Genomic DNA, 18,043 nt, shown 5'->3' with positions numbered 1-18,043 from the left:
ATCACTGCTGTTATGGATGGAGGAGGCAACTTAAGCGCGGGAATGCCCCGCGCTTAAGTTTTACAGCGCCTAGAGTAAATCACTATTTACTAATTGGCGAATAAAAGGCATCAAATCGCTGGCTAACATGCCCCGCTCACCCTGCACTGCAGCCAAATCCGCCGCGCAGCCATGAACGACAACCCCAACAACGGTCGCCTGCATGTTATCCATTCCTTGAGCCATAAGTGCGCCTATAATACCAGATAACACATCGCCGCACCCACCACTCGCAAGCCCAGGATTTCCAACAGGTGCCACGACCATCTGTTTTCCATCATAAATGACAGTGCCGGCGCCTTTGAGCAGCACCACGCCACCATATTTTTGCTGCAGAGCACGCACGGCAGCAAATCTATCCTGCTCAATGTCGGCGACACTGCATCCCAAGAGCCGCGCGGCTTCCCCGGGATGAGGCGTGAGTACCCAGTTAGTTTGCCTGCGCGGTTCTTGACTGAGCAGATTCAGGGCATCGGCATCGAGCACACAGGGTTTATCGCTTAAGCCCGCAGCTTTAAACAAGTTATAACCCCAGTCGTGTTTTCCTAAACCGGGGCCAAGTACCACCACCTGTGCCCAACCTAGGCGCAGATAGACTTCCATATCGACCAGTTCACAGCCCCAAAACATCAATTCGGGGCGCGAGACGTTTACTGTCAGTTGATGCTCTGGCCTGCTGATCACTGTCACCAATCCGGCGCCCGCACGTAAACAGGCTTCACTGGCAAGGCGAATGGCTCCTGCCATACCAAAGTCACCACCGATCAGCGTTACCTTACCCGATTGTCCCTTGTGGCTGTCCCGTGCTCTTGCGGCAAAATGGCTTTTTAACATTTCACCGCCGACTCGCGTAGCACTCTCAGCATCGAAGAAAGGCGTTAATCCCAGATCGGCAAAGGCTAAATAGCCGCAGTGATGTCTCGCCTTGCTGGTCAAAAGCCCCTGTTTTAATCCACCAAAGCACAAAGTGACATCCGCCATCACGGCGACCTGAGCGACAACCCCCGTATCGGCAACAATCCCCGAGGGCAGATCTAAACTCAGCACCCAAGCCTCACTCTGATTGATGGCATGGATCAGTGCTGCAATATCCTCACGCACGGCGCCCTTAACTCCCGTGCCCAGTAAACCATCGATAATGACTGGTGCCTGTTGTATCGCTTCGATATTTGGGGCATCGATAACACCGCCCTTGGTTAGATAGGCAGAAAGTGCCTGCTCGAATTCAGCTGTGCCTTGGGTCTTGAGTAAGTACACCTTGACCTGATGCCCTGCTTCTAAGACTAGGCGCGCGCAAACTAGCGCATCGGCACCATTATTGCCGCTGCCCGCCAATACCAGTAAAGGCATTCCTTCAAGCTGAGGATGCCGTTCACTCTGCTGAGTAAAGCACTCAAATGCCGCTCGACCAGCACGTTCAACTAATTGATATAAAGTGGTTTCCCCTTCTGAAACAGCGAGCAATTCGGCGGTTCTCACCTGCTGCTGCGTATAAAGCGCCGTGGGTAAACTCGATAAATCTTGTGCCATAGAGGATCTCCTGCGCGACAAATAATCAAAAGGACAGCTCACCTAACACACCCTGTGATTGGTGAGAACCAAGCATTACAAGGTCAAATCAACCAATGAGATCAAGAAAGTAGCAAAAACCGCCCCAAAAAATTATGACGTAAATCAGTTGCCATGCAAAAAGCGTCCAAAGTGAAAAATACTCATCCGGTAAAGACAACAAAGCCAGCATTACGCTGGCTTTGAAAGGTCATTCTGAATCGAATTAGATATCGTCCATCCGAATTGTGCTATGCACTAGGCGTTGCTGCTGAGTTTTCTCTACTCGAATCAGGCCCTCTAATGCGGTGCGGGCATCCTCGGCAGTAGTTGAGTTAACGGTTTTTTCCAATAAGCCGATCAGTCGATTTTCTAAATCGAGGTGCAGATTGAGCACATCATCCTCGGTCATATTGGCGGGCAACATAGTGTCTTGGCAGCGCTTAGTAAAGTCTTCAAATACAAAGTCTTTATACCAAGTATCTAATACTCTAACGGGCGCCTCATCCATATAATCACGCAATTTTTCAGCCACATGTTTTTGGTGAGACTCAAAATATTCCAGCATCATCTTCACGCGGGCAGAATCGGCCTGATTATTCAGTCGGCCATAGAGTTGCGCCATATCTAAGCGGCAGTTCGCCACATACTCAAGTAAATCACGCAATTGTTGAATACGCATATAATGCACTCCAGTGTTAAGCCAACTACTTGGCGCTATTAACTTTGTCTGGATTCATTATGTAAGTAAAAGCGTTGCGAATATTTGAACAAGGTCATAATTTAACTTTCGCAACGCCATCTAATTTAGGAAATCTTGAAGAAACAAGGCGCAGATCACGCATTAACCTTGCTGTTTTATTTTTTACAAAATAGAAAACATCAGCGACAACAGCCGTAGAGCAGGCAAAGTTTGCCCATACTTCACCGCATTAGCATTAAAAATAACCGTGCAAACAAAGGTTAATAAATTACAGCGATGAAAGAGCTAAAAAACGCTTGGAGTAATCAAGCACGAAACAGGCATGCTAAGCAAACAGAAAAGCAAAATAGCACTGCGTAAGTTGCGATATATCAGTTTGAAATCGAGAAGATTTTATGAGGGAATGACTAGAAAAATTGGAGCGACATATCGGGTTCGAACCGATGACCTATACCTTGAAAAAGAAAGGTATCGCAATATTAAAACCACAACTGAGCTAATGCTAATTGAGAACTTGATTATGGGGAGATTCATAAAATTGGAGCGACATATCGGGTTCGAACCGATGACCTATACCTTGGCAAGGTATCGCTCTACCAACTGAGCTAATGTCGCATAATTTTGTATTTAATGACTTGGTGAATCACTAAATTTGTATTTGGAGCGACATATCGGGTTCGAACCGATGACCTATACCTTGGCAAGGTATCGCTCTACCAACTGAGCTAATGTCGCATAATTTTGTGTTTAATGACTTGGTTAATCACTAAATTTGTATTTGGAGCGACATATCGGGTTCGAACCGATGACCTATACCTTGGCAAGGTATCGCTCTACCAACTGAGCTAATGTCGCATAATTATCGCTGTCACATCCGCCTTCAACATTCACAAAGGTATCGTCTATCAACCTTTATCAACTGAGCTAATGTCGCATAATTTTTTATTTAATGACTTGGTGAATCACTAAATTTGTATTTGGAGCGACATATCGGGTTCGAACCGATGACCTATACCTTGGCAAGGTATCGCTCTACCAACTGAGCTAATGTCGCCTTTTGTATCGCTGCCACATTTGCCTTCAACATTCACAAAGGTATCGTCTCCTAACCTTTATCAACTGAGCTAATGTCGCAATCACTTATATCAGCAGCGCTTCGTGTCCGCATCAAAAAGTTGAGGCCGCATTATATGAAAAATTTATGCGGCTGCAACCCCTTCTTGCAGATTTATCTGCTGATCGGTCAAATTTTAAATACTTTGCTGCGGTAATACTGTAATTCCGCGATCGACTCTTGGATATCTTGCAGCGCTTGGTGAGTATTTTGCTTTTTGAAACCCGCCATGGTTTCAGGGCTCCAACGCTTCACTAACTCTTTTACCGTGCTCACGTCGAGATTGCGATAATGGAAGTAGTCCTCCAGTTCACGCATATAACGATTTAAGAAACGACGGTCCTGACCCACGCTGTTACCACACATAGGTGAGGCACCTTTAGGCACATATTGCTCTAAAAATGCGATGGTTTGTGCAACGGCCTGTGCTTCATTCACTTGGCTAGCACGCACTCTATCGATCAGACCCGATTCACCGTGGTGTTTTTGGTTCCAATCATCCATGGCCACCAGCACATCATCCGATTGATGAATAGCAATTACAGGCCCCTGACCGATAATATTGAGTTCTTGGTCTGTTACTAAGGTAGCAATTTCAATGACTCTATCGACATCGGGTTCTAACCCTGTCATTTCGAGATCGATCCAAATGAGATTATTCGCGTCCGCCGCCATAATTCAGCCTTATCATGTCAGTTAGCCTAAATTCAGGCTTTTTTATTCAAGAGCGTGTATCATACTGCTTTTTTCAGACACAAAAAATCATCTAATTGACGAAGACAAATCAGTGAGTAAAAAGAAACCCCTAAGCCAAGGCCAATTACGCCGTATGCGCGCCAATCACGAGAAACGTCTCAATCGTGACAATGGTGATAAAAATGCGCCTGAGTTACAGGATAGCTCACTCGGCCCTGAACAGAGCGGAACCGTGATCTCCCGCTTTGGCCAACATGCCGATATTGAAACCGAAGATGGCCAAATCGTGCGCTGCAATATTCGCCGCACCATTAAAAGCTTAGTCACCGGCGATAAAGTCATTGTACGCCTCGCCATTGAAACCCAAGCCAACAGTGGCATTGCCGGCATTGTAGAAGCGGTACACCCTAGACGCTCTTCGCTCTCGCGTCCCGACTTATACGATGGCGTGAAAATTATCGCCTCGAATATCGACCAAATTTTGATTGTGTCGTCCGTGCTGCCTAGCTTTACCACCCAGATTATCGACCGCTACTTAGTGGCAGCCGAAGACACGGATATTCCACCGATCATCATTTTGAATAAAATTGATCTACTAACGCCAGAAGAAGCCCCCGCTATCGAAGCCGCCTTAAAGCGCTACGAAGATATCGGTTATCCCGTGTATAAGGTCAGCAGTAAATTAGGCGAGGGTTTAGATACCATTAAAGCCCTGCTGAAAGATAAAGTGAGCGTATTTGCTGGCCAGTCCGGTGTAGGTAAATCTTCACTGGTCAACGCCTTACTGCCCGAAGCCGAATTATTGGTGGGCGATGTCTCCGACAACTCTGGGCTGGGTCAGCACACGACCACCACGGCTAAATTGCTGCATTTACCCAGCGGTGGTGATTTAATCGACTCTCCCGGTGTGCGCGAATTTGCCCTCTGGCACTTACCCGCCCAACGTGTCGGTTGGTGTTTTATCGAATTTAGAGACTTTTTAGGTGGCTGCAAATTCCGCGATTGTAAACATGGAGATGATCCAGGCTGCGCCTTAAAAGCCGCTGTCGATGCGGGTAAAATTAGCGAAGATCGCTTTAATAACTACCATCGTATTATCGCAAGCCTTGATGAGCAGCGCCACGCACGGCATTTTCGAGCCCAAAGCGATGAATAACTAACGCCATCGCCTCGCATAAAATTAACGTAAAACAAGTCTCAACCTAAGTTGAGCAACATAAAGGAAAGGAACATAAATTGGATAAAGTTAAAATTGCGCTGCAGTACATGCTGCCAAAGCACCTGTTATCTCGCTTAGTCGGTAAACTTGCCGCTTCCGAAGCTGGCGCATTAACGACTGCCGCGATTAAATGGTTTATCAAGCAATATAAAATCGATATGAGCGAAGCGGCTCAGAGCGAACCCGAAGCCTATAAAAGCTTCAACGACTTTTTTACCCGCGCACTAAAGCCTGGCATTCGCCCAATTAATACTGCGGCCAATATCATGGTGCATCCCGTTGATGGCGCCGTCAGCCAACTCGGCCCCATCAAGGATGGCCGTATTTTCCAAGCTAAAGGCCATCACTATTCCTCACTCACACTACTGGGCGACCAAGCCGAAGATGCCAAACGCTTCGAAGGCGGGGATTTTGCGACGATTTATCTGGCTCCCAAGGATTATCACCGCATCCACATGCCGATTAAGGGCACACTGTCGAAAATGACCTATGTACCGGGCGAGTTGTTTTCCGTTAACCCCTTAACGGCGCGCCATGTACCTGGCCTGTTTGCTCGCAACGAACGTGTCGTAGCAATTTTTGAAACCGAGCTTGGCCCGCTAGCTATGGTATTAGTGGGCGCAACCATCGTGGCCAGTATCGAAACCGTGTGGGCAGGCACAATTACGCCACCAACGGGTAAGCAAGTGTTCACATGGGAATACCCAACAGTAGGTCCAGACGCCATTACCTTAGATAAAGGCGAAGAAATGGGCCGCTTCAAGCTTGGCAGTACCGTCGTCATGCTGTTTGCTAAAGATGCTATCGACACCTTCGCCGAAGGTGTTGAACCCGAGGCCGTAACGCGTATGGGTCAAGCCTTTGCTAATCTGAAAAATCAGGCGTCAGCCGACTAACTACGGCGACCCAATTGAGCCAGACCAGTAAACCTTCGGGATTAATCGAATTACATTTAGCTGTGCTGATGTTTGGCGGCACAGCTTTGTTTTCCAAATTAATTCCTTTAAGCGCACTCGATATCACCTTCTTACGGTGTGTGGTCGCGGCCTTGGTCTTGGCATTACTCATCAAATTCCGCGGTAAATACTTAAGCCTTGCCAGCAAGCAGGATTATCTGGTTGCTATCGGCTTAGGTGTGATAGTCAGCTTACACTGGGTCACCTACTTTGCCGCGATGCAACTCTCATCGGTCGCCATCGGCATGATTGCCTTCTTCACCTATCCGGTGATGACAGTCATTGCCGAGCCGTTATTAACTGGCAATAAAATAAAGCTGATGGATATTATCAGCGGTGTTTTAGTGCTGATAGGCGTAGTGCTATTGATCCCCGAAGCCAATCTTGGCAACGATACAACCTTAGGGATTGCGGTTGGGATTGTCTCGGCGATGTTATTTACCGCCCGTAACCTGCTGCAAAAACGCTATTTTTCCCAATATAGCGGCCCCCATGCCATGTTTTATCAGACCTTAGTGGCGGCGGTGTTTCTTATGCCCTGGCATCAAACCGAGTTACAGACTATCTCCCTCGATACCTGGGGCTTGATTGTGCTGCTCGGGGTGGTATTTACCGCCGCGCCCCATGCACTATTCACCTCGGCATTGCGCCAATTAAGCGCTAAAACCGTCGGGTTAGTCTCCTGCCTACAACCCTTCTACGGGGCCATGTTGGCATTGGTGATCTTAGGCGAAGCACTGAATCTCAATACCCTGATAGGCGGAACCATCATAGTCGCCACCGCCATCTTCGAAACCCATCAATCCCACCAGTCACAACGGCGAAAAAAGAACGTCTGAAACATACCAATCTTGGCCTAAGTTGGCTAAGATGAGTGCGTCTTTCGCCCCTAATTGCTTTTGCTTATATGCCACGTATTTTATTGTTCGTTATTGCTTTTTTCTCTTTTTCTCTCCATGCCAATTCGCCACTGCAATTGGACAAACGCCTTGGCCTAAATAACCAAAATCAGCAACAAAATATTAGCATTGACGATCAAATTGTTGAGCTTAAAAATAACATTGATAGATTGGCAGCGAATGCCAGCAGTTTTCAGCAGGCTCAGCTCGATTTTGAAGAAAACAAAAAGGTCATCGACCACGGCTTAAAGGAAGCCGCTAAGCCCTTAAAGCTGGATAAAGCCACAGATCTTAACCAGCAAGCCTCGATGGCTTATTTACGACTGTCGGAATTAAAAGAGAGCGAAACGGCCCTAGGCAATCAAGTCAGCGAACTGTTGCAACGCCACAATCAGTTGCCCTCCGTCATCGCCAACGCAAGACAGAATGTGCTGCAAAATAAGAAAACCGACTTGGCCCCACTGGATACGCCAACGGGCGAGTTACAGCAAACACAGCGGATTTTCTTCGAGCAAAGCCTCGCCACTAACGAGGCCGAGCTGGCCAGCAGCCAAAAGCGCATCGAACTCACCCAGCTACAGTTACAGTTGGTTCGCCAGCAATTGAGCCAACAGGAAGCCTTTATTGAAACCATCAATAAGGCGATGAATAAACAGCGTCAACAACAAACCGATGCAACCCTGGCGAAGAATTTAGTGGATACCGCCAAGGTCGTGGATCCTGTGACCCGCAATATTGCCGACACAAACCAGATCTACGGCCAAAAACTCCAAACCTTAACCTTGCAAATCAACAATGTGGTTGAGCAGCAAGAGCAGGCCGAACTGCAATATCAATCCCAAGCAAAACAGCTGGCGAATATCCAAGAACAAATCACTTGGGTCAAAATGAACTCCGCCTTTGGCGAGCGTTTTCTGCAGATGTTGCAATCTCTGCCTAAGCCGCCAAACCATGAGAAGCTACAAACTCTGATCGCCGATGCTCGCCTCGATAGGTACCACCTCGAGCAACAACAGGCACTCAACGAACAAGAGTTAGAGCAAACCAACCTCTACAACGAGGGACAAATTAAGCTACTGCGCTCACAACAAGTGCTGCTGACGCAGCTGATGCAAAGTTATGATCAATATTTGAGTGAGCTTGGCAAACTCAAAGTCAATTATCAGCAACTTAGCCAGCAACACCTGACCTTAAAAAACACCCTCAACGAGCACTTGTTTTGGGTCCCCAACGCCGCCAGCATGAACAAACTCTGGCTCACCGACGTGCAGCGCAGCGCTCTATGGCTCATCCAAGAGGCGCAGTGGGGACAATTGGGCAAAGCCTGGCAGGAGCAAAATGACTACTGGTCCTGGTGGATCATTCTGTTAGTGCTTTGTTTGGTCATCCAAGATTTAATCCGTCCTAAGTTCAAACGCTTACTCAGCCACTATGTCACCTACGTGGGTAATGTGACGCAGGATAAATTTATCTACACCTTTAAATCCTTAGTCCTGAGCCTTGGTTATGCCCTGATCAAACCGCTACCCATAGTCGCGGCAGGATGGATTTTCTATCAATCCGAACGTAACTTTGTGCAAGCCGTCGGCATGGGGATTTTAGCGATAGGATTAGTTTACCTCTTGTATCGCTTGATATTTATTCTCGCCCTCGACAAAGGGGTCTTGGTTGGCCATTTCAAACGCCCCTCAAAACTCATCCAAGCAGGTCAACTCAGGCTCAAACACTTTGTGTTTGTCGCCAGCCCCCTGCTCGGCATTATGGGCTTTACCGAAGTCCTCGACGCATCCCTTATCCGCAATAGCATTGGCCGCGGTGCATTTATCTGTTTTTGCGTGGTTTTATTCTTGTTATACAAGGATATCTTGGTGCTAAGCCGCCAAAATAGCGACACTCAAAAGGATGGCAAAAACAAACGACTGCTGCAAAAAATGCTCTGGGCATTGCTGATTTCAGTCCCACTGCTGAGTGCCGTACTGGCCTTTAGGGGTTACTACTTCACCGCCTTCCAAATGCTGTTGCAGTTACAACTGTCCATCGTATTGGGATTAAGTTTTTTACTGCTTTATCAATTAATTAAACGTTGGATGCTCATCGAGCGCCGCCGCATTGCCTTCGATCGCGCCAAGGCCAAGCGGGCCGAACGGTTAGCACAGCGGGAAAAGGGCGAGACTCACCACGTCTCTAGCGATGGCCTAGATACCTACGAAGAGCCAGTCGTCGATCTTGAAACTATTTCGAGTCAGTCGCTCGGCTTAGTTCGCTCCCTATTGCTATTGGCGTTTTTAGCCAGCTTGATTGGCCTGTGGACGCAAACCCATACGGCGCTATTTTCCTTCTTAGATGGCATCACCCTCTGGACGACAAATACCAGCGTGAATGGTGTCGAGCAACAGCTGCCTATCACTATGAAATCGCTGTTATTGGGCTTAGTCATCGTTGGCTTCTCACTGATGATTGCGACCAATTTACCCGGTCTGCTCGAACTGATGATCCTACAACGGCTCGATCTAACACCCGGCACCGGCTTTGCCATCACCACGGTAAGCCGTTATTTAGTGGTGTTTTTAGGCCTGCTGATTGGCTTTTCCAATCTCGGGATGGAATGGTCAAAACTGCAGTGGTTGATTGCCGCCTTGTCACTGGGTCTAGGTTTTGGTTTGCAGGAGATTTTTGCCAACTTTATCTCGGGCCTGATTATTCTGTTTGAAAAACCAGTGCGGATTGGTGATACGGTGACGATCCGCGATCTGACGGGGACAGTGAGTAAAATCCAGATCCGTGCCACCACCATTATCGACTGGGACAGAAAGGAAATTATCATTCCAAACAAGGCTTTTATTACCGAGCAATTGATTAACTGGTCACTATCAGACCCCATCACGCGGGTGATAGTGCATGTGTCGGTTGCCCGCGACTCCGATCCAGCCAAAGTCGAGGCCACCCTGTATCAAGCGGTGCAGGAATGCGAAGATGCACTGCCGAATCCAGAGCCTGAAGTCTGGTTTGCAGGCTTTGGCAAACATACCCAAGATTACGAAGTTCGTGCCTATGCAAAAGAGATGTCGGCCCGTTGGCCGCTACGCCACGATTTGCATAAACGCATCACCCGTAAGCTTAAAGAAAACAACTTAGAACTCGCCTATCCGCAAATGGAAATCCATCTTAAAAATGGCCAGAATCGCGATCAGGTCGGCATTATCCGCAGTTAATAGGACGAAAATCAGATGCTTATTTTTGCTCACCGTGGTGCCAGCGGTTATGTGGCGGAAAATACCTTAGCCGCCATGGCCAAAGCCATTGAGTTAGGTGCCACAGCCATTGAGCTGGATGTGCATAATGTCGAAGGGGAGTTAGTGGTATTTCACGACCGCAGACTCGACAGTAAGAGCTCGGGCCAAGGTATCATCCACTTAGTCAACAAAGAGTATTTGGGCAAGATCACTGTCAAAGGTGAACCGATTCCCACACTCTGGCAAGTGCTCGAACTGGTTGCAGGCCGTGCCACAATCAACATCGAACTTAAAGGGGTGAATACGGTAGCGCCGCTACTCGAGCTTTATCCTAAGGCGATTGCCGAGCTGGGATTCAGCGCGGAGCAATTGCTGATCTCATCCTTCAATCATCCCTATTTACAGCAAGTCAAACAGGCGTTGCCACAGGCATTAGTGGCGCCCTTGCTTGCCAGTATTCCCCTCGATGGTGCGGCGGTGGTGAGCGAGCTAAACGCCTATTCCCTGCATTTAGATGTGAGTTTTATCAGCAAGGCCCTAGTGGATGATGCCCACCAGCGGGGCGCTAAGGTGTATGTTTACACCGTCGATCATCGCGATGATATCCATGCCCTTCAGCAGTTGGGTGTCGATGGGATCTTTAGCAATTTCCCCGACCGCGCCATGCAGGCGCTGTTGCAACCCACCAACACGGATTACTGCGGCTACTTCGAATAATCCCTTGGAGTGGATTTAGCGGCTTAGGCTTGGCTATTTCGCTGCGCCCAATAGCCGATAAAAAAAAACATGGCGACGATCAGCAAGAACATCCAATGGGATGGCATGGCAACGATTTGCCTTGCCACCCAAGGCGTAGCTTTAACGATCAGCAGCCCATAGCCAAAGGCATTCACAATAATAAAAACAAAGGTTCGCAGGATAAACGAATGGCCCAGTAAATGCCGTCTGAGGATACGATTCACATCGGCTGAAAACACTAAAATCAAACACACTACCATGGCCGTGGCGATATCGAAGGACCAAGGGCGAAGCATATTTCCTAAATGGCCAATAATGGCGACTAACTGATCAAACATAATCACTCAACCTAAAATGACGCTGCAAAATCAAAACAACTACAGCAGCGTATTGAAAAATAACGACAACCAAGCATAAAGGGAGACGACATGGGGCACAAGTTACTCTTACTGACCAAGGCGAATGAGCAGTATCGCCAGCTCATTGAGGCGCAGCAGTTACCAGGGCTTGAGTTGCTCGATGATAATCCCGCAAATATTGCACAGGCCAATATTTGGCTTGCCGAACCTAAGCTTGCCGCGCCGCTGCTGCCCCATGCCAAACAGCTAAAATGGCTGCAATCTAGTTTTGCAGGCATTGATGCCCTGATGGGCCCAAGAGCAAGAAAAGATTATCAACTCACTAACATTAAAGGCATTTTCGGCCCCTTAATGAGTGAGTATTTGTTTGGTTATCTGCTCGCCCACGTGCGAGGACACCAGTTCTACCAAGCGCAGCAGCGGCAAAAATCTTGGCAAGTGCAAAGTGCTACGCGCAGCAGCTTGCAAGGGATGCGATTATTGCTCTTAGGCACAGGTTCTATCGCCCAGCATGTGGCCAAGACAGCTAAGCACTTTGGCATGCATGTTACTGGGATAAACCGCAGCGGCCGTGAAGTCGAAGACTTTGATGCGATTCAACCGCTCTCGCAGCTCGGGCAATGCTTAAGCCAAAGCGATGTGGTAACCAATTTACTGCCAAGCACCCCAGAGACACGTTTGCTGTTAAATGCAGACATGCTCGCCACGCTCAAAGCCGATGCCATTTTAGTGAATGTGGGCCGTGGTGACGTGCTCGACCTCGATGCCCTCAACACCCAGTTGATTGCGCGTCCTGAACAGCTGTCCGTTCTCGATGTGTTCACTCAGGAGCCACTCCCTACGAGTCATCCGATTTGGGAAAGACCCAACGCCATCATCACGCCCCATATCTCGGCGCCGAGTCATCCTGAACAAATCGTGCGTATTTTTAGTGACAACTATCGCCGCTATATTGCAGCCGAGCCACTGCAAAATCAGGTTAATTTTACTCAGGGTTATTAATTTATGGGCGAGTTTGGCGGTTGAATGAAAAGCGGCAAATCCCAACTCTTGCAGGAAAAAAAATAAAAGGCAATCAGACTGCTGATTGCCTTTTGATTAAGGATTCTTGCGATAAAAGTTAGACTTTAAAACTGCGCTTTAAAAACTGCCCAACCAACACAGTATGGGAGTCCATTTCACCTATTACTTCATCATTGAGACTCACCATTTCACAGCCGAGTTGATGGCTGGAATGGGTAAATTGCGACACATTCACCACGCTGCGATTCATTTCGTTCGCCACGCTCGATTGTTCCTCCACCGCACTGGCAATATGGTGGGTCATATCCGTGATGGTAGTGATAGCTTCACGTATGGTACGTAGCGCCGCGCCCGCAAGATCCGCCGTGGTAATACATTCGCCAGCCGCATCAACGCCCTCCTGCATACTGCGCACGGCCTTGTGAGTGCCCTGCTGCAACAGATTGATCATTGTGTGGATTTCTTTGGTGGCATCATGGGTGCGCTGTGCTAATGCCCGCACCTCATCGGCAACCACGGCAAAGCCTCGTCCTTGTTCCCCCGCCCGCGCCGCTTCAATCGCCGCGTTCAGCGCCAATAAATTCGTTTGCTCGGCAATGCCTTGGATCACATCCAGCACTGTGCCTATGTCTCGGCTGTGCCCTTCTAATTCAGTGATCACCTGCGAGGTTTCCTGCAACTGCTGCGCCATGGTCTGAATCGACTGAATGGTGGTGACGACGGTTTTATCGCCGTTGATTGTCTGCTGCGACGCCATTTGCGAAGCGTTCGCCGCATCGGCGCAGTTTGAGGACATATCCCCAAGCGTCGCCGTCATCTGTTGCATAGCCGTGGCAACCTGTTCAATCTCAGCGAGTTGTGACTGACTTGTTCCTTGAATTTCTTCGCCTTTCGCCGCAGAAATCTTGGCTTGCTTACTCACCTTATCGCAGGAGTCGCGGGCGCGGCCCAACACGGACTTTAACTCCGAGGTTTGCATTTGCAGCGCCAGATCGATAGCCCCTAAATCGTCGGATTGCCCCGTATAAATATGTGCCATCAAAGGGTTATCGTAGATTTTCTTTGCCTTAGCAACCAGCGCCCGATAACGCCCTAAGATCAGATTACCGCCGAGAAACAGCACGAGGGCACTGATGGCAAGCGCCACAAATCCCACCGTCCCAATCTGCAACGCCAAATACAACATGGGCAACAGGGCGACGAAGGCGAGCAGCATCAACTTAGTCGGCATATCTAAGGTGCGTTTTAACGCTTTAACATTACCGCTTTTATTCAATTCGGCGTAGGCAGCTTCTGCTCTGTTGATCTGGTCACGGCTGGGTTTAGTGCGTACCGATTGAAATTCGGCCACCTGACCATTGACCATAATCGGCGACACATAAGCATCGACCCAATAATGGTCGCCATTGGCGCAACGATTTTTGACTATGCCTTTCCAAGGCTCGCCTTTACGGATGGTTTTCCAAAGATCTTCAAATGCTTGGGGAGGCATATCGGGATGGCGCACCATATTATGGGGTTGCCCCAACATGGCACTCAGCTCGTATCCCGCAACGGTGCAAAACGATGGATTGGCGTAGGTGATATGACTCTTAGTGTCCGTCGTAGACAATAAAATCCAATCCGCTGGATAGTCGTATTCCCGCTGTGTCACTGGCAAATTCTTTCTCATGATAACCCTTGGATCTATTGTAAATTTATTATTCCATCGTCCATGAGTTATCCATCCTTGATCGCGTCCAATGACCCGTAATCGCTAAATCATCCCTCTTTTTCTTGTCTTCTGAGCACTGAGCATAGACTAGAAAATGTGCGATGTGTAACAAAACAGGAAACCAGCACAACAAGTTTACTACTAGGATTGCATTTGATAAGCGTTTTCATTTAGAATTAGCTCAATTCGTTTTGGAGTCCAAAAAATGTACGTTTGTCTCTGCCATGCCATCACAGATACGCAAATCAAAAACGCGGTAAGTCAGGGTGACTCTAGCCTTGCTGACGTTAAAAAGCGTTTAGGCGTTGCCGATCAATGCGGCAAGTGCGCAAGAATGGCCGTACAAATTATTCAGAACCAATTAGAAATTGAACCTAATTACTACGAAGTGGCTTAACTTCGAGCCTCCAGCTCCTTTTCTGTCAAACTAAACCTGTATTTCAATGCTTGTTCCTTGGCGATGCCATCGCCTTAAAGGGGCTGTCGCAAATCTCAGCGCAGATGCCTATTTTGCGATAATTGTATGACCCCTTAATGACACATCCCACGTCCCCCAAAGCATTAATTCTTTGAGTTCAATGGGATGCATATTTTTATCGGCGAATTATCTGCGTGTTAATAAATACGCGGCTTCATTCAGCCAAGGGACTTCTTTCTTAACGAATCTCGGGTTGTCCGCAAGCACGTCCTGACAATCCAAGAGCTGGATTTCAAAATCGTCACTTAAATGTGTTTCAACCCAAGTTGGCGACACCGCAAAAGGTGGCCCACTTAAAGCGTCCTGCGGGTAATCTAAAGTCACCAATAAACCCACACTGCCCGAAGGCAATAACTGCGCTAATTGCTTGGCGTATTGCGCCCGCATACTCTCAGGCCAGGCAATCAAGGCGGCGCGATCATAAAAACCACTTACCTTGGCCGTAATCGACTGGGGTAAAGTGAAGATATCCCCTTGATATAAACTGACCTGCTCAGTGTGGTAATGCTGATGCTCGCCCAGCGCACTTTGCTGCATAGGTAATTGGTTATCTTCAAAAAATTGCTGCACTGCGAGTTCATTTAACTCACAACCAATCACTTGATGCCCCTGCTCGGCTAAAAAGCACATATCTAAAGATTTACCACACAGGGGAACGAAGACTTGAGCCTCGGCGGACAATGCCAAGGTATGCCAATACTTTACGAGAAAGGGATTGATATCTTGCTGGTGAAAACCAATCAGCTGTTGCTGCCACTTCTCATGCCAAAAACCGGGTTCCATAGGTATATCTCAAATGACTAAAGTTATCCTTACTCTAATGGCATTCACGGGTGGATGCAAAATCTCAGATACCGTATGTTAATCAGAGAGATGTAAACAGTTAATGACTAAGCCAGTGCCGTTTGTACCCGGCGAAGCCAAACGCAATTCTCACACTGGCATTGGCGGCGCGATAAATGATGCGGACTTAGGGATGAGTCGATAAAGTCGACGGCGATCAGCAACTGCTGCTTAAGCTCGGCGACGGATTTTTGCTCAACGGCCACCAGCTCATCGTTCTGGTTCATCCAAATACATTCCATGCCCTGGTGGCAAGTGAGACACTGCTCATCGCGATCATTAAAAAATACCGCATGTGGACAATGGGTCACCTCCATTGACTGCAAAATTCGCTTACGCGGAAACTCTAATAACTCGATCAATAAAGCCTTATCTTGGGCGGGCATATGCCCTCCTTTCATCCACTTTGTCCACGGGAAATTTAACAAAAATGTATCCCATCCAATGTGCTTAAGATTACCTAGACTCCATACGATTTAACTTGATATAAATCAAAGTCAGCGACGAAATGATGGGATAGGTAAGCCCTAAAAATCACAAGTTTATCGCAGGCAACATCAGTCACAGCATCCTAAGCCGATTTGCTTATCAGCCTCGCTTACTGTTTAAATAACCAAAACAAGGAGTCGCGCATTGCAAACACCCCAATTACAACATTTTTACATTTCCGAAGAGCAATCTATTTACTTGCTCAAAGCCAACGATGCCCGTAAGCACAAGGCGTGGATCCGTTTATGTAAACAACAGTTAAGTAAGTTGGGTTATCGCGACATTGAGTTTATCGGTAAGGGGGCTTACGGCTTTGTGTTTGCGGGGATTAATCAGGCCGACGAAGCCCATGTATTTAAATTCTCAAGAATTAATCTGCCACAGCATATTCAAGATCGCTTAGAGGAAGAAGCCTTTATGCTGTCCTTACTCAAACACCCTAACATTCCGGGGGCAATCAAATTTGAGCGGGTCGGCAAACAAGGGATCTTAGTGATGGAGCGTGCTAAGGGCGAAGACCTCGAGCAGCTTTGCCGCCGCTTAGGCGCCCTGCCCCCCGCCATGGTAATGAGCATTGCCCGCCAACTGGCCGATATTCTCTACTATCTGCGAACGGGAAAGCCCTTAGTGCATGGCGACATTAAGCCCTCGAACCTTGTCTATGATATTGAAAGTCAACATTTATCCTTAATCGACTGGGGCTCGGCGGTATTTGCGCAACGGGATGAATATAACAAGGCCGTCGAAGACAATGTGATGACGTTGATGTCGAGCGATCAACAGCACACTAACGCCCGCATGGGGGACGTGTATTTTATCGGTGAAGAACAGCTAAATGGTGCGCTCTCCAGCCCGCGTTTCGACGAGCAAGGCGTAGCTGCGACCTTGTATGCCTTGGCCTCAGGACAGGCGAGTCGCTTCGGCGCACAGGTGATCCCGCCCACCAGCATAGGCTTACCCATGGAGTTGGCGCGCACCTTGGAAGGCATGCTGAGTAGTGATGCCGTGCAGCGCAATCTGGCGGGGGATTATTTTCTCAAAAGCATGCGCCACAGCCATAGAATACACTTACCCGAGCTGCCCAAAACCGAACTGCTGGGTGAAATCCCAGTCTGGGTACAATCCCGCGAAAAAGATGTCGAAACCGTCAGTTACAGCTCGCGTAAATCCTTTTTAAAGGAACATAACGCGCAGGATCCCATCGCTAAGATGGATGACATTCAGCTCGAAAAATACTATCGCAACTTCTTAGCCGGCATGGGCGATACCGAAAAGGGCTTTATCGCCGCCGTGGGGCGACTCGGTCAATACCCTATCGTGGGTGGCCTTGCTATCCATTGGCAGGAAACGGGCGTGTTTATCGACTCCAACCTCGCCATCTACGATGCTAAACAAAAGAGTGCGCTTATCATCGCCGTTAATAATATGGTGACACTCGCGCGGGGGATTAAGCGTATCGGGGTGTTTAAGGCCTGCTTCTTTAACGCTAGGGACACGCTGCATATCGAGCGCGAAAACACCAGTGAACCCTTTATCGCCAGCGCCGATCTCCAACTGCCCTTCGAAGTCGGAGATGTGCCGACCCTCGAAGATAAATCGCGGCTGCACTCTTACTTTGAAGACGGTAAGGACCCGGATGAAAACCTCGAATTACCAAGTGAAATCATGGAGGAATTGGCGCGTATCAACCAAATCCACCACACGGGCTGCATCATTTTCGAGGCGCTACCCAATCACTTAAAGATCCACAGCTACTTAAAACTGCTCAATCCACGTAAACAGGCGGCATTTCGCGCTAGCCTCGACCGCATTTTGCATTATGTAGGTAAAATTCAAGGCCATGGGGTATCGGGTTTTATGAAACTGCCCTATAAAAATACTCGCCGCTTTACCCATATTGAGCGTAAAGCCGAACATTTTTATCCTAGAAACCCAAAAGAAATAGGCGCATAACGAATCACCTCGTTAGCGCCTATGATGCTGAAAACCAAG

Annotated in this window: 15 protein-coding genes and 4 tRNA genes; 8 read left to right on the top strand and 11 right to left on the bottom strand. The window is 48.2% G+C overall.

What is annotated here, in order from left to right:
- Nucleotides 1–69: 69 nt before the first annotated feature.
- From K0H59_RS03000 to orn, 7 genes are all read right to left on the bottom strand, one after another.
- Nucleotides 70–1,569 carry an NAD(P)H-hydrate dehydratase gene (locus tag K0H59_RS03000; protein ID WP_220054616.1) on the bottom strand — a complete coding sequence of 500 codons (1,500 nt, stop codon included), beginning with the start codon at nucleotides 1,567–1,569 and terminating at the stop codon, nucleotides 70–72.
- A 244-nt stretch (nucleotides 1,570–1,813) separates the two neighbouring features.
- Nucleotides 1,814–2,269: a hypothetical protein gene (locus K0H59_RS02995; protein ID WP_011621393.1), complete on the bottom strand. Its 456-nt coding sequence runs from the start codon at nucleotides 2,267–2,269 to the stop codon at nucleotides 1,814–1,816.
- Between the two features lie 560 nt (nucleotides 2,270–2,829).
- Nucleotides 2,830–2,905, bottom strand: a tRNA-Gly gene (locus K0H59_RS02990).
- A gap of 44 nt (nucleotides 2,906–2,949) precedes the next feature.
- Nucleotides 2,950–3,025 (bottom strand) — tRNA-Gly (locus K0H59_RS02985).
- Nucleotides 3,026–3,069: 44 nt separating this feature from the next.
- A tRNA-Gly gene (locus tag K0H59_RS02980) sits at nucleotides 3,070–3,145 on the bottom strand.
- Nucleotides 3,146–3,268: 123 nt separating this feature from the next.
- Nucleotides 3,269–3,344, bottom strand: a tRNA-Gly gene (locus K0H59_RS02975).
- Nucleotides 3,345–3,533: 189 nt separating this feature from the next.
- Nucleotides 3,534–4,079, bottom strand: a complete 546-nt coding sequence (gene orn, locus K0H59_RS02970; RefSeq protein WP_220054615.1) for an oligoribonuclease — start codon at nucleotides 4,077–4,079, stop codon at nucleotides 3,534–3,536.
- A 112-nt stretch (nucleotides 4,080–4,191) separates the two neighbouring features.
- On the opposite strand from orn, the gene rsgA reads away from it, so the two are divergent.
- The 5 genes from rsgA (at nucleotide 4,192) to K0H59_RS02945 (ending at nucleotide 11,124) form a co-directional block, all read left to right on the top strand.
- Nucleotides 4,192–5,256, top strand: coding sequence for a small ribosomal subunit biogenesis GTPase RsgA (gene rsgA, locus K0H59_RS02965; protein WP_089068525.1), 1,065 nt, complete (start codon nucleotides 4,192–4,194; stop codon nucleotides 5,254–5,256).
- An 80-nt stretch (nucleotides 5,257–5,336) separates the two neighbouring features.
- On the top strand, nucleotides 5,337–6,215 hold the full coding sequence (gene asd, locus K0H59_RS02960; RefSeq protein ID WP_011627258.1) for an archaetidylserine decarboxylase: 879 nt from the start codon (nucleotides 5,337–5,339) through the stop codon (nucleotides 6,213–6,215).
- Nucleotides 6,216–6,229: 14 nt separating this feature from the next.
- A complete protein-coding gene (locus K0H59_RS02955) occupies nucleotides 6,230–7,114 on the top strand; it encodes a DMT family transporter (protein WP_220054614.1) in 885 nt (294 codons plus the stop codon).
- Between the two features lie 68 nt (nucleotides 7,115–7,182).
- Complete coding sequence (locus tag K0H59_RS02950) at nucleotides 7,183–10,386, top strand: mechanosensitive ion channel domain-containing protein (protein WP_220054613.1); 3,204 nt, start codon at nucleotides 7,183–7,185, stop codon at nucleotides 10,384–10,386.
- 15 nt (nucleotides 10,387–10,401) lie between these two features.
- Nucleotides 10,402–11,124, top strand: a complete 723-nt coding sequence (locus K0H59_RS02945) for a glycerophosphodiester phosphodiesterase (protein ID WP_220054612.1) — start codon at nucleotides 10,402–10,404, stop codon at nucleotides 11,122–11,124.
- 23 nt (nucleotides 11,125–11,147) lie between these two features.
- Here K0H59_RS02945 and K0H59_RS02940 read toward each other — a convergent pair whose 3' ends face one another.
- The gene (locus K0H59_RS02940; RefSeq protein ID WP_220054611.1) at nucleotides 11,148–11,483 is read right to left on the bottom strand and encodes a DUF3392 domain-containing protein; all 336 of its coding nucleotides are present in this window, start codon (nucleotides 11,481–11,483) and stop codon (nucleotides 11,148–11,150) included.
- Nucleotides 11,484–11,573: 90 nt separating this feature from the next.
- Here K0H59_RS02940 and K0H59_RS02935 point away from each other — a divergent pair, with 90 nt between their 5' ends.
- The gene (locus K0H59_RS02935; RefSeq protein ID WP_220054610.1) at nucleotides 11,574–12,506 is read left to right on the top strand and encodes a D-2-hydroxyacid dehydrogenase; all 933 of its coding nucleotides are present in this window, start codon (nucleotides 11,574–11,576) and stop codon (nucleotides 12,504–12,506) included.
- A gap of 118 nt (nucleotides 12,507–12,624) precedes the next feature.
- Here the strand turns inward: K0H59_RS02935 and K0H59_RS02930 are convergent, their stop codons facing one another.
- Nucleotides 12,625–14,199, bottom strand: a complete 1,575-nt coding sequence (locus tag K0H59_RS02930) for a PAS domain-containing methyl-accepting chemotaxis protein (RefSeq protein WP_220054609.1) — start codon at nucleotides 14,197–14,199, stop codon at nucleotides 12,625–12,627.
- A 247-nt stretch (nucleotides 14,200–14,446) separates the two neighbouring features.
- On the opposite strand from K0H59_RS02930, the gene K0H59_RS02925 reads away from it, so the two are divergent.
- Nucleotides 14,447–14,638 (top strand): bacterioferritin-associated ferredoxin, encoded by a 192-nt coding sequence (locus K0H59_RS02925; protein ID WP_011715776.1) that lies wholly within the window; start codon nucleotides 14,447–14,449, stop codon nucleotides 14,636–14,638.
- Between the two features lie 207 nt (nucleotides 14,639–14,845).
- Here K0H59_RS02925 and K0H59_RS02920 read toward each other — a convergent pair whose 3' ends face one another.
- Both K0H59_RS02920 and K0H59_RS02915 read right to left on the bottom strand, forming a co-directional pair.
- On the bottom strand, nucleotides 14,846–15,502 hold the full coding sequence (locus K0H59_RS02920) for a thiopurine S-methyltransferase (RefSeq protein WP_220054608.1): 657 nt from the start codon (nucleotides 15,500–15,502) through the stop codon (nucleotides 14,846–14,848).
- Between the two features lie 107 nt (nucleotides 15,503–15,609).
- Nucleotides 15,610–15,948 (bottom strand): hypothetical protein, encoded by a 339-nt coding sequence (locus tag K0H59_RS02915; RefSeq protein ID WP_086902944.1) that lies wholly within the window; start codon nucleotides 15,946–15,948, stop codon nucleotides 15,610–15,612.
- Nucleotides 15,949–16,195: 247 nt separating this feature from the next.
- Between K0H59_RS02915 and K0H59_RS02910 the strand changes: the two genes are divergently transcribed.
- On the top strand, nucleotides 16,196–18,004 hold the full coding sequence (locus K0H59_RS02910) for a protein kinase domain-containing protein (protein ID WP_220054607.1): 1,809 nt from the start codon (nucleotides 16,196–16,198) through the stop codon (nucleotides 18,002–18,004).
- Nucleotides 18,005–18,043: the final 39 nt, after the last annotated feature.

This window comes from Shewanella sp. FJAT-51649 (assembly GCF_019457435.1).
In the GTDB taxonomy this organism is placed as follows: Bacteria; Pseudomonadota; Gammaproteobacteria; order Enterobacterales; family Shewanellaceae; genus Shewanella; species Shewanella mangrovisoli.
This window is presented reverse-complemented; position numbering and strand designations above follow the sequence as displayed.

Coding starts and splice junctions, on each gene's coding strand:
- K0H59_RS03000 (WP_220054616.1), bottom strand. CDS start 1,569: ATGGCACAAGATTTATCGAGTTTACCCACGGCGCTTTATACGCAGCAG.
- K0H59_RS02915 (WP_086902944.1), bottom strand. CDS start 15,948: ATGCCCGCCCAAGATAAGGCTTTATTGATCGAGTTATTAGAGTTTCCG.
- K0H59_RS02995 (WP_011621393.1), bottom strand. CDS start 2,269: ATGCGTATTCAACAATTGCGTGATTTACTTGAGTATGTGGCGAACTGC.
- K0H59_RS02930 (WP_220054609.1), bottom strand. CDS start 14,199: ATGAGAAAGAATTTGCCAGTGACACAGCGGGAATACGACTATCCAGCG.
- K0H59_RS02935 (WP_220054610.1), top strand. CDS start 11,574: ATGGGGCACAAGTTACTCTTACTGACCAAGGCGAATGAGCAGTATCGC.
- K0H59_RS02920 (WP_220054608.1), bottom strand. CDS start 15,502: ATGGAACCCGGTTTTTGGCATGAGAAGTGGCAGCAACAGCTGATTGGT.
- K0H59_RS02945 (WP_220054612.1), top strand. CDS start 10,402: ATGCTTATTTTTGCTCACCGTGGTGCCAGCGGTTATGTGGCGGAAAAT.
- K0H59_RS02940 (WP_220054611.1), bottom strand. CDS start 11,483: ATGTTTGATCAGTTAGTCGCCATTATTGGCCATTTAGGAAATATGCTT.
- orn (WP_220054615.1), bottom strand. CDS start 4,079: ATGGCGGCGGACGCGAATAATCTCATTTGGATCGATCTCGAAATGACA.
- K0H59_RS02925 (WP_011715776.1), top strand. CDS start 14,447: ATGTACGTTTGTCTCTGCCATGCCATCACAGATACGCAAATCAAAAAC.
- K0H59_RS02950 (WP_220054613.1), top strand. CDS start 7,183: ATGCCACGTATTTTATTGTTCGTTATTGCTTTTTTCTCTTTTTCTCTC.